The 8935-nt window shown below is 50.8% G+C and carries 19 protein-coding genes; 1 reads left to right on the plus strand and 18 read right to left on the minus strand.

Translation table 11 applies throughout. From position 1 onward, the window contains the following. Position 1: 1 nt before the first annotated feature. The 16 genes from rpsH to rpsJ all read right to left on the minus strand — a co-directional run bounded on the left by rpsH (position 2) and on the right by rpsJ (position 7117). On the minus strand, positions 2 to 394 hold the full coding sequence (gene rpsH / locus ACKLKD_RS24785; protein WP_002919665.1) for a 30S ribosomal protein S8: 393 nt from the start codon (positions 392 to 394) through the stop codon (positions 2 to 4). A 33-nt stretch (positions 395 to 427) separates the two neighbouring features. Beyond that, positions 428 to 733, minus strand: a complete 306-nt coding sequence (gene rpsN / locus ACKLKD_RS24790; RefSeq protein ID WP_002919667.1) for a 30S ribosomal protein S14 — start codon at positions 731 to 733, stop codon at positions 428 to 430. A 14-nt stretch (positions 734 to 747) separates the two neighbouring features. Continuing rightward, on the minus strand, positions 748 to 1287 hold the full coding sequence (gene rplE / locus ACKLKD_RS24795) for a 50S ribosomal protein L5 (protein ID WP_001096200.1): 540 nt from the start codon (positions 1285 to 1287) through the stop codon (positions 748 to 750). 14 nt (positions 1288 to 1301) lie between these two features. Continuing rightward, positions 1302 to 1616, minus strand: coding sequence for a 50S ribosomal protein L24 (rplX, locus tag ACKLKD_RS24800; RefSeq protein WP_000729185.1), 315 nt, complete (start codon positions 1614 to 1616; stop codon positions 1302 to 1304). 10 nt (positions 1617 to 1626) lie between these two features. Next, entirely contained in the window at positions 1627 to 1998 is a 372-nt protein-coding gene (gene rplN / locus ACKLKD_RS24805; protein ID WP_002919748.1) for a 50S ribosomal protein L14, read from the minus strand. A 165-nt stretch (positions 1999 to 2163) separates the two neighbouring features. Further along, positions 2164 to 2418: a 30S ribosomal protein S17 gene (gene rpsQ, locus ACKLKD_RS24810; protein WP_002919751.1), complete on the minus strand. Its 255-nt coding sequence runs from the start codon at positions 2416 to 2418 to the stop codon at positions 2164 to 2166. Then, positions 2418 to 2609, minus strand: coding sequence for a 50S ribosomal protein L29 (gene rpmC / locus ACKLKD_RS24815; protein WP_002919754.1), 192 nt, complete (start codon positions 2607 to 2609; stop codon positions 2418 to 2420). The genes rpsQ and rpmC overlap by 1 nt, the downstream gene beginning before the upstream one ends. Next, on the minus strand, positions 2609 to 3019 hold the full coding sequence (rplP, locus tag ACKLKD_RS24820) for a 50S ribosomal protein L16 (RefSeq protein WP_002919759.1): 411 nt from the start codon (positions 3017 to 3019) through the stop codon (positions 2609 to 2611). The genes rpmC and rplP overlap by 1 nt, the downstream gene beginning before the upstream one ends. A 12-nt stretch (positions 3020 to 3031) precedes the next feature. Continuing rightward, positions 3032 to 3730 carry a 30S ribosomal protein S3 gene (rpsC, locus tag ACKLKD_RS24825; protein ID WP_002919766.1) on the minus strand — a complete coding sequence of 233 codons (699 nt, stop codon included), beginning with the start codon at positions 3728 to 3730 and terminating at the stop codon, positions 3032 to 3034. A 17-nt stretch (positions 3731 to 3747) separates the two neighbouring features. Then, positions 3748 to 4080 carry a 50S ribosomal protein L22 gene (rplV, locus tag ACKLKD_RS24830; RefSeq protein WP_002919773.1) on the minus strand — a complete coding sequence of 111 codons (333 nt, stop codon included), beginning with the start codon at positions 4078 to 4080 and terminating at the stop codon, positions 3748 to 3750. 14 nt (positions 4081 to 4094) lie between these two features. Beyond that, complete coding sequence (rpsS, locus tag ACKLKD_RS24835) at positions 4095 to 4373, minus strand: 30S ribosomal protein S19 (RefSeq protein WP_001138115.1); 279 nt, start codon at positions 4371 to 4373, stop codon at positions 4095 to 4097. 16 nt (positions 4374 to 4389) lie between these two features. Continuing rightward, positions 4390 to 5211, minus strand: coding sequence for a 50S ribosomal protein L2 (rplB, locus tag ACKLKD_RS24840; RefSeq protein ID WP_002919786.1), 822 nt, complete (start codon positions 5209 to 5211; stop codon positions 4390 to 4392). A 17-nt stretch (positions 5212 to 5228) separates the two neighbouring features. Continuing rightward, positions 5229 to 5531: a 50S ribosomal protein L23 gene (gene rplW, locus ACKLKD_RS24845; protein WP_000617546.1), complete on the minus strand. Its 303-nt coding sequence runs from the start codon at positions 5529 to 5531 to the stop codon at positions 5229 to 5231. After that, positions 5528 to 6133 carry a 50S ribosomal protein L4 gene (gene rplD, locus ACKLKD_RS24850; RefSeq protein WP_002919794.1) on the minus strand — a complete coding sequence of 202 codons (606 nt, stop codon included), beginning with the start codon at positions 6131 to 6133 and terminating at the stop codon, positions 5528 to 5530. The genes rplW and rplD overlap by 4 nt, the downstream gene beginning before the upstream one ends. A 10-nt stretch (positions 6134 to 6143) precedes the next feature. Beyond that, positions 6144 to 6773 carry a 50S ribosomal protein L3 gene (rplC, locus tag ACKLKD_RS24855; RefSeq protein ID WP_002919796.1) on the minus strand — a complete coding sequence of 210 codons (630 nt, stop codon included), beginning with the start codon at positions 6771 to 6773 and terminating at the stop codon, positions 6144 to 6146. A gap of 32 nt (positions 6774 to 6805) precedes the next feature. Further along, positions 6806 to 7117 (minus strand): 30S ribosomal protein S10, encoded by a 312-nt coding sequence (gene rpsJ / locus ACKLKD_RS24860; protein WP_001181005.1) that lies wholly within the window; start codon positions 7115 to 7117, stop codon positions 6806 to 6808. A gap of 381 nt (positions 7118 to 7498) precedes the next feature. Here rpsJ and ACKLKD_RS24865 point away from each other — a divergent pair, with 381 nt between their 5' ends. Beyond that, a complete protein-coding gene (locus tag ACKLKD_RS24865; RefSeq protein ID WP_087806135.1) occupies positions 7499 to 7984 on the plus strand; it encodes a prepilin peptidase in 486 nt (161 codons plus the stop codon). Here ACKLKD_RS24865 and bfr read toward each other — a convergent pair. Further along, complete coding sequence (gene bfr / locus ACKLKD_RS24870) at positions 7968 to 8444, minus strand: bacterioferritin (protein ID WP_004206792.1); 477 nt, start codon at positions 8442 to 8444, stop codon at positions 7968 to 7970. The genes ACKLKD_RS24865 and bfr overlap by 17 nt on opposite strands. A gap of 73 nt (positions 8445 to 8517) precedes the next feature. Next, a complete protein-coding gene (gene bfd / locus ACKLKD_RS24875; RefSeq protein ID WP_025713648.1) occupies positions 8518 to 8712 on the minus strand; it encodes a bacterioferritin-associated ferredoxin in 195 nt (64 codons plus the stop codon). Between the last annotated feature and the right edge of the window lie 223 nt (positions 8713 to 8935).

Here is an 8935-nt window from a genome sequence, read left to right on the forward strand (position 1 = left end):
ATTAGGCTACGTAGCAGATAATTTCGCCACCAAGACCAGCCTGGCGCGCTGCACGATCAGTCATAACACCTTTAGAGGTAGAAACAACTGCGATACCCAGACCGGCCATAACTTTCGGCAGCTCATCTTTTTTCTTATAGATGCGCAGACCTGGGCGGCTGACACGCTGAATGCTTTCTACAACAGCTTTGCCCTGGAAATACTTGAGAGTAAGTTCCAGTTCAGGCTTGGTGTCGCCTTCAACTTTAAAATCTTCGATAAAACCTTCTTCCTTCAGCACGTTGGCGATTGCCACTTTCAGCTTGGAGGAAGGCATGGTGACCGCAGCTTTGTTCGCGGCCTGACCGTTACGGATACGGGTCAGCATATCCGCGATCGGATCTTGCATGCTCATCTGTCTTTACTCCCGTGATTCAATTGGTGACAATTACCAGCTAGCCTTTTTCAGACCCGGGATTTCACCGCGCATAGCGGCTTCACGGACCTTAATACGGCTCAACCCGAACTTCCGCAGGAAACCATGCGGACGACCTGTTTGACGGCAGCGGTTACGCTGACGAGACGGGCTGGAATCACGCGGCAGAGTCTGCAGCTTGAGAACGGCATTCCAACGATCTTCGTCGGTTGCGTTCACATCAGAGATGATAGCTTTCAGTTCAGCGCGTTTAGCGAAGAATTTATCAGCTAAAGCCACGCGCTTTACTTCGCGTGCTTTCATTGATTGCTTAGCCATTAAGTAACCCTACCTTACTTGCGGAACGGGAAGTCAAAGGCAGCCAGCAGAGCACGGCCTTCTTCGTCAGATTTCGCAGTAGTGGTAATGGTAATATCCAAACCACGAACGCGGTCGACTTTATCGTAGTCGATTTCTGGGAAGATGATCTGCTCACGGACACCCATGCTGTAGTTGCCACGACCGTCGAAAGACTTAGCGGACAGGCCGCGGAAGTCACGAATACGCGGTACAGCAATAGTGATCAGGCGCTCAAAGAACTCCCACATGCGTTCGCCACGCAGAGTTACTTTACAGCCGATCGGATAGCCCTGACGGATTTTGAAGCCTGCAACTGATTTGCGTGCTTTGGTGATCAGCGGTTTTTGACCGGAGATTGCTGCCAGGTCAGCTGCTGCGTTATCCAGCAGTTTCTTGTCAGCGATCGCTTCACCAACACCCATGTTCAGGGTGATCTTCTCGACCCGAGGGACTTGCATGACAGAATTGTAGTTAAACTCAGTCATGAGTTTCTTAACTACTTCGTCTTTGTAGTAATCATGCAGTTTCGCCATCGTACTACTCCAAATTACTTGATAGTTTCGCTGTTAGACTTGAAGAAACGGACTTTTTTGCCGTCTTCGAATCTAAAGCCTACACGGTCAGCCTTGCCGGTTGCCGCATTGAAGATTGCAACGTTAGAAACCTGAATTGCAGCTTCTTTTTCAACGATGCCGCCTGGTTGGTTCAGAGCCGGAACCGGCTTCTGGTGTTTCTTAACCAGGTTGATACCTTCAACAATGACCTTGCCGGAAGACAGGACATTCTTAACTTTACCGCGCTTACCTTTATCTTTACCGGTTAACACGATAACTTCGTCATCACGACGGATTTTCGCTGCCATGATTCGCTCCTTAGAGTACTTCTGGTGCCAGAGAGATAATTTTCATGAACTTCTCGGTACGAAGTTCACGAGTTACCGGCCCAAAAATACGCGTACCGATAGGCTGCTCGCTGTTATTGTTCAGAATAACGCATGCATTACCATCGAAGCGAATGACAGAACCGTCCGGGCGACGAACACCCTTCTTGGTGCGCACCACTACCGCCTTCAGCACATCACCTTTTTTGACCTTACCACGCGGAATTGCTTCTTTGATGGTGATCTTGATGATGTCGCCTACGCCTGCGTAGCGACGGTGCGAGCCACCCAGAACCTTGATACACATTACGCGACGTGCACCGGAGTTGTCGGCGACGTTCAGCATAGTCTGTTCTTGGATCATTTTAGTGCTCCGCTAATGTCAACTACTACTGAGACCCGAAAATTAGGGTCGTTAAAAAGCCCCATATCGAGGGCGCGGCATTATAACACCACAAACCAGATATGGGTAGAAAAAATAAACGGCTCATCGCTGAGCCGTTTATCCGTATCGAGAATGCGTACTCTATTACAGAACCGCTTTCTCTACAACGCGAACCAGCGTCCAGGACTTAGTCTTGGACAGCGGACGGCATTCGCGGATTTCAACCTTGTCGCCGATACCGCATTCGTTGTTCTCGTCATGTACGTGCAGTTTGGTCGTACGTTTGATGAATTTACCGTAAACCGGGTGTTTCACCATACGTTCGATAGCAACAACAATGGATTTCTCCATTTTGTCGCTAACTACGCGACCTTGCAGAGTACGGATTTTATCGGTCATTACGCACCCGCCTTCTGAGTCAGTAAAGTCTTAACGCGTGCAACATCACGACGCACTTGCTTCAGCAGATGAGTCTGTTGCAGCTGGCCACTTGCAGCCTGCATGCGCAGGTTGAACTGCTCACGCAGCAGGTTCAGCAGCTCAGCGTTCAGCTCTTCAACGCTTTTTTCACGCAGCTCTTTTGCTTTCATTACATCACCGTCTTAGTTACAAAGGTGGTTTTGATCGGCAGTTTCGCTGCTGCCAGGCCGAATGCTTCACGGGCCAGCTCTTCCGGTACACCGTCCATTTCATACAGGACTTTACCCGGCTGAATCAAGGCAACCCAGTACTCCACGTTACCTTTACCTTTACCCATACGAACTTCCAGCGGCTTCTCGGTGATCGGTTTGTCCGGGAATACACGGATCCAGATCTTACCTTGACGCTTAACTGCACGGGTCATAGCACGACGTGCTGCTTCGATCTGACGGGCAGTCAGACGACCACGGCCAACAGCTTTCAGACCGAAAGTGCCGAAGCTAACATCCGTACCCTGCGCCAGACCACGGTTGCGGCCTTTGTGCACTTTACGGAATTTTGTACGCTTTGGTTGTAACATCAGCGACGCTCCTTATTTACGGCCTTTACGCTGCTGCTTTTTAGGTTGAGCAGCCGGTTCCGGTTGTTCAACAGCAGCCATACCACCCAGGATCTCACCTTTGAAGATCCATACCTTAACGCCGATTACACCGTAAGTGGTGTGCGCTTCAGAGGTGTTGTAGTCGATGTCAGCACGCAGAGTGTGCAGCGGTACGCGACCTTCACGGTACCATTCGGTACGTGCGATTTCCGCGCCGCCCAGACGGCCGCTAACTTCAACTTTGATACCTTTAGCGCCCAGACGCATTGCGTTCTGTACAGCACGCTTCATCGCACGACGGAACATAACGCGACGTTCCAGCTGAGAAGTGATGCTGTCAGCAACCAGTTTTGCGTCCAGTTCAGGTTTACGAACTTCGGCGATATTGATCTGTGCAGGTACGCCAGCGATATCCGCTACGACCTTGCGCAGTTTTTCTACGTCTTCGCCTTTCTTACCGATAACGATACCCGGGCGAGCGGTGTGAATGGTCACACGGATGCTCTTAGCCGGACGCTCGATAACGATGCGAGATACAGACGCTTTAGCCAGTTCTTTAGTCAGGAACTGACGTACTTTAAAATCGCTGTCCAGGTTGTCAGCGAATTCTTTGGTGTTCGCGAACCAGGTAGAGTTCCATGGTTTGACAATACCCAGGCGAATACCATTAGGATGTACTTTCTGACCCATTGCTAGTCTCCAGAGTCTCAGCGATCGGACACAACCACAGTGATGTGGCTGGTGCGCTTCAGGATGCGATCTGCACGACCTTTAGCACGCGGCATAATGCGCTTCATGCTCGGGCCTTCGTCTACGAAAATTTTCGCAACTTTCAGATCATCAATGTCAGCGCCATCGTTGTGTTCAGCGTTAGCAATGGCAGATTCCAGTACCTTCTTGACCAGTACAGCAGCTTTTTTGTTGGTGTAGGTCAGAATATCCAGGGCCTGCGACACTTTCTTACCGCGAATCAGGTCAGCTACGAGGCGAACCTTCTGAGCAGAAGAACGAGCATGGCGATGTTGAGCTAAAGTTTCCATCTCTTCCTCCTACCTTATTTCTTCTTCGCTTTTTTATCAGCAGCGTGGCCGCGATAAGTACGAGTCGGTGCGAATTCACCCAGTTTGTGGCCGACCATTTCGTCGGAAACAAATACTGGAACGTGCTGACGACCATTATGGACAGCGATGGTCAAACCGATCATGTTAGGAAAGATCGTTGAACGACGGGACCAAGTGCGCAGGGGCTTCTTGTCTCCGCTTTCCACCGCTTTCTCTACCTTCTTCAGCAAGTGCAGGTCAATAAAAGGACCTTTCTTGAGAGAACGTGGCATGGCTTATCCTCTAAAATTATTTGCTACGGCGACGTACGATGAATTTATCAGTACGCTTGTTGCTGCGGGTCTTCTTACCTTTGGTCTGCAGGCCCCACGGGGATACCGGGTGCTTACCAAAGTTACGACCTTCACCACCACCATGTGGGTGGTCTACTGGGTTCATCGCAGTACCGCGAACGGTAGGACGAACACCACGCCAGCGTGCAGCACCTGCTTTACCCAGAACGCGCAGCATATGCTCAGCATTGCCAACTTCGCCCAGAGTAGCGCGGCAGTCTGCTTCGACTTTACGCATTTCACCAGAACGCAGACGCAGGGTGACATAAGCACCGTCGCGAGCAACGATCTGAACGTAAGTACCAGCGGAACGAGCCAGCTGACCGCCTTTACCTGGTTTCATTTCTACGTTATGAACGGTAGAACCAACCGGGATATTGCGCATCGGCAGGGTGTTGCCTGCTTTGATTGCAGCATCAACGCCAGACTGAATCTGGTCGCCAGCTTTCAGGCCTTTCGGGGCCAGGATGTAACGGCGCTCGCCGTCTTTGTACAGAACCAGCGCGATGTTCGCGGAGCGGTTCGGATCGTACTCAAGACGTTCAACAACTGCCGGGATACCATCTTTGTTGCGTTTGAAGTCAACAATACGGTAAGCCTGCTTGTGGCCACCACCGATATGACGGGTGGTGATACGGCCATTGTTGTTACGACCACCGGATTTGCTGTTTTTTTCCAGCAACGGAGCAAAAGGTTTGCCCTTGTGCAGCTCTGGGTTAACCACTTTAACGACGTGGCGACGACCCGGAGATGTCGGTTTACATTTAACAACTGCCATTGTATTACTCCTCCGACTTACTCAGCGCCGCCAACGAAGTCCAGGTTCTGGCCTTCTTTCAGGGTGACGTAAGCTTTTTTCCAGTCGCTACGACGACCGATACGCTGTCCGTGACGTTTAACTTTCCCTTTAACAACCAGGGTGTTAACGACTTCGACTTCGACTTCAAACAGTTTCTGCACAGCAGCTTTGATTTCTGCTTTGGTCGCGTCTTTAGCAACTTTGAGAACGATGGTGTTTGTTTTTTCCATCGCAGTAGACGCTTTTTCAGAAACGTGCGGTGCGCGCAGCACCTTCAGCAGACGTTCTTCACGAATCATGCCAGCATCTCCTCAACTTGCTTAACAGCATCAGCAGTCATTACGACTTTGTCGAAGGCGATCAGGCTAACCGGGTCGATACCGTTCGCATCACGTACGTCAACCTTGTGCAGGTTACGTGCGGCCAGGAACAGGTTCTCGTCCAGCTCACCGGTGATGATCAGCACATCTTCCAGAGCCATGTCTTTCAGTTTCTGTGCCAGCAGCTTAGTTTTCGGCGCTTCAACAGAGAACTTCTCGACAACGATCAGACGATCCTGACGTACCAGCTCGGACAGAATGCTTTTCAGCGCGCCGCGGTACATCTTCTTGTTAACTTTTTGACTGTGGTCCTGCGGACGAGCAGCGAAGGTCACGCCACCGGAACGCCAGATCGGGCTCTTGATAGAACCAGAACGCGCACGGCCGGTACCTTTCTGGCGCCACGGTTTTTTACCGGAGCCAGTGATTTCAGCACGAGTCTTCTGAGCACGAGTGCCCTGACGCGCACCAGCTGCATAAGCAACAACAACCTGGTGAACCAGCGCTTCGTTGAAATCACGACCGAAGGTAGTTTCGGAAACAGTCAGCGCGCTCTGCGCGTCTTTCAATACTAATTCCATTGCTATCTCCTCACGCCTTCACAGCTGGTTTAACGATCAGGTCGCTACCGGTCGCACCCGGGACAGCACCTTTAACCAGCAGCAGGTTGCGCTCAGCGTCAACACGTACTACGTCCAGGCTCTGAACGGTTACACGCTCATTACCCAGCTGACCTGCCATTTTCTTGCCTTTGAACACTTTGCCCGGAGTCTGGTTCTGACCGATAGAACCCGGAACGCGGTGAGACAAGGAGTTACCGTGAGTAGCGTCCTGGGTACGGAAGTTCCAGCGCTTAACGGTACCAGCAAAACCTTTACCTTTAGAGGTACCGGTTACGTCAACTTTTTTAACGTCAGCAAACAGTTCAACGCTAATGTTCTGACCTACGGTGAATTCTTCGCCGTCAGCCAGACGGAATTCCCACAGACCACGGCCAGCTTCAACGCCAGCTTTAGCGAAGTGACCCGCTTCCGGCTTGGTTACACGGTTAGCTTTTTTAGCACCGGTGGTAACCTGGATTGCGCGGTAGCCATCGTTAGCCAGGTCTTTAACCTGAGTAACACGGTTTGCTTCAACTTCGATTACGGTTACTGGGATAGATACGCCATCTTCAGTGAAGATGCGGGTCATGCCCACTTTTTTACCGACTAAACCAATCATTGTTTCAACCTCTCAATCGCTCGATGACCTGATTAACCCAGGCTGATCTGCACGTCTACACCGGCAGCCAGATCCAGACGCATCAGAGCATCAACGGTTTTTTCAGTTGGCTCAACGATGTCAACCAGACGCTTGTGAGTGCGAATTTCGTACTGGTCACGCGCGTCTTTGTTGACGTGCGGGGAGATCAGAACGGTAAAGCGCTCTTTGCGGGTCGGCAGCGGGATCGGACCACGGACTTGCGCACCAGTGCGCTTAGCAGTCTCGACGATTTCCGCGGTTGATTGATCGATCAGACGATGATCAAACGCTTTAAGGCGGATACGGATTCTTTGGTTCTGCATGAGACCAGAGCTCCAATTATTTTATAGACGAAATGATTACTCCTCATACCCATTACGATTGATGGGAGAGTGTAACCGTTCTTACATAGTCCCCCGATTGGGGACATTGTTTGATAGCAAAAAGCACTATCAGGGTTCATATCGAACCGGCTGTCAACTTTGACAGGCCCGCGCATTATACGCAAATTCTGGCACGACGCAAGTGCTGTTTATAAAATCATCACCGGGATTTGCGCGTCTTCGCGATAGCGCGCTGTATGGAGTTGCAATGCGGAGAAAGAGTGCGGATTGTGCCATCCATTCTCGGAAAATGCCTTTTGTGCTGAACGCGGGAGGATGCACATAGTGACGCACTGTTCATCAACCATCGCGGGGTCACTTATGCTCGCCGCCCTCCCCTTCATGCTGTGCTACGGCGGATTGACCGTGGCATTATGTCACCAGGACCTGCACCACGGTCTGTTGCCCGACCGTTTCACCTGTCCCCTGCTGTGGAGTGGTTTGCTCTTTTATCTCTGTCTGGCACCGCAGCAGCTCCATGATGCCGTTTGGGGAGCAATAGCCGGCTATCTCTCTCTGGCTGCGCTTTACTGGCTATATCGCGGGATTCGCGGCTATGAAGGATTGGGGTATGGAGACGTAAAATATCTTGCCGCCCTCGGCGCATGGCATGGCTGGCGAATGCTGCCGCAGCTGTTACTGGTTGCATCGCTTCTCGCCTGCACAGTGTGGGCAGTATCAGGTTTGTACGCCAGGTGCGGCGGGAGCAGTAAATGGAGGGGGAACAACCCGCTGCCGTTTGGGCCATTTCTGGCGGCTGCGGGTTTCTGGTGCGGGTGGCAGACGATGGCTAATCTGACACTTTGATCTGCGACTGCAGGTAATTTTGCAGACCGATTTTGCCAATCAGATCGAGTTCGGTTTCCAGCCAGTCGATATGGCCTTCTTCATCCGCCAGGATCTCAATCATCATGTCGCGGCTGACGTAGTCATGAACACTGTCGGCATAGGCAATCGCCTCGCGCAAATTTTGCGCTCCTTCCAGCTCCAGTCTTAGATCCGACTGCAGCATCTCTTCCACATCTTCACCGATGCCAAGCTTGCCGAGATCCTGCAGATTCGGGATACCTTCTAGAAAAAGAATACGTTCGATATACTTATCGGCGTGCTTCATTTCGTCGATGGATTCGTGGTATTCGATATCATTGAGGCGCATCAGGCCCCAGTTTTTGAACATTCTCGCATGGAGAAAATACTGATTAATTGCGACCAGCTCATTTCCCAATAATTTATTGAGATAACTTATGATTTTGACATCACCTTTCATTATATAGTCCCTCCGCTTCCACTCATTGAAGCGTAGTCCGGCCTATAGCGATGTCAAAAGAGAAGCGTGAACTTCAGGCGATTTCTTTGAATTCCGGCATGGTGGTTAATTCATCTTCCATCACTTCGCGCGCCGCACGAACGCATTTACCGCATTGATTTCCAACGGGAATAAACTTACGTAATTGCTGAAAAGACTGCGGTTGAAACTGACGAACAACCTGGCGAATTTTTTTATCACTTACGCCATTGCACAAACAAACGTACATAGAAACTCCCGTTCAATTTATGCACAAATATTAAATGAGAATGGTTATGATTACAATAGACCATTTCCGCATTCTCCGCAGCAGCGCACGTTATGAATAGACCGTTAAACACCCATTCCCTCTGAACGACAGACAGCAAAAAGGGCGCCGAAGCGCCCTTTTTAATTCAAAGCTAACGAATTAGCCCAGAACTTTAGCTACAACGCCCGCGCCAACGGTACGG

The sequence above is a fragment of the Klebsiella sp. 10982 genome (genome assembly GCF_048589245.1).
Classification (GTDB): domain Bacteria; phylum Pseudomonadota; class Gammaproteobacteria; order Enterobacterales; family Enterobacteriaceae; genus Klebsiella; species Klebsiella quasivariicola.

Coding starts and splice junctions, on each gene's coding strand:
- rpsH (WP_002919665.1), bottom strand. CDS start 394: ATGAGCATGCAAGATCCGATCGCGGATATGCTGACCCGTATCCGTAAC.
- rpsN (WP_002919667.1), bottom strand. CDS start 733: ATGGCTAAGCAATCAATGAAAGCACGCGAAGTAAAGCGCGTGGCTTTA.
- rplE (WP_001096200.1), bottom strand. CDS start 1,287: ATGGCGAAACTGCATGATTACTACAAAGACGAAGTAGTTAAGAAACTC.
- rplX (WP_000729185.1), bottom strand. CDS start 1,616: ATGGCAGCGAAAATCCGTCGTGATGACGAAGTTATCGTGTTAACCGGT.
- rplN (WP_002919748.1), bottom strand. CDS start 1,998: ATGATCCAAGAACAGACTATGCTGAACGTCGCCGACAACTCCGGTGCA.
- rpsQ (WP_002919751.1), bottom strand. CDS start 2,418: ATGACCGATAAAATCCGTACTCTGCAAGGTCGCGTAGTTAGCGACAAA.
- rpmC (WP_002919754.1), bottom strand. CDS start 2,609: ATGAAAGCAAAAGAGCTGCGTGAAAAAAGCGTTGAAGAGCTGAACGCT.
- rplP (WP_002919759.1), bottom strand. CDS start 3,019: ATGTTACAACCAAAGCGTACAAAATTCCGTAAAGTGCACAAAGGCCGC.
- rpsC (WP_002919766.1), bottom strand. CDS start 3,730: ATGGGTCAGAAAGTACATCCTAATGGTATTCGCCTGGGTATTGTCAAA.
- rplV (WP_002919773.1), bottom strand. CDS start 4,080: ATGGAAACTTTAGCTCAACATCGCCATGCTCGTTCTTCTGCTCAGAAG.
- rpsS (WP_001138115.1), bottom strand. CDS start 4,373: ATGCCACGTTCTCTCAAGAAAGGTCCTTTTATTGACCTGCACTTGCTG.
- rplB (WP_002919786.1), bottom strand. CDS start 5,211: ATGGCAGTTGTTAAATGTAAACCGACATCTCCGGGTCGTCGCCACGTC.
- rplW (WP_000617546.1), bottom strand. CDS start 5,531: ATGATTCGTGAAGAACGTCTGCTGAAGGTGCTGCGCGCACCGCACGTT.
- rplD (WP_002919794.1), bottom strand. CDS start 6,133: ATGGAATTAGTATTGAAAGACGCGCAGAGCGCGCTGACTGTTTCCGAA.
- rplC (WP_002919796.1), bottom strand. CDS start 6,773: ATGATTGGTTTAGTCGGTAAAAAAGTGGGCATGACCCGCATCTTCACT.
- rpsJ (WP_001181005.1), bottom strand. CDS start 7,117: ATGCAGAACCAAAGAATCCGTATCCGCCTTAAAGCGTTTGATCATCGT.
- ACKLKD_RS24865 (WP_087806135.1), top strand. CDS start 7,499: ATGCTCGCCGCCCTCCCCTTCATGCTGTGCTACGGCGGATTGACCGTG.
- bfr (WP_004206792.1), bottom strand. CDS start 8,444: ATGAAAGGTGATGTCAAAATCATAAGTTATCTCAATAAATTATTGGGA.
- bfd (WP_025713648.1), bottom strand. CDS start 8,712: ATGTACGTTTGTTTGTGCAATGGCGTAAGTGATAAAAAAATTCGCCAG.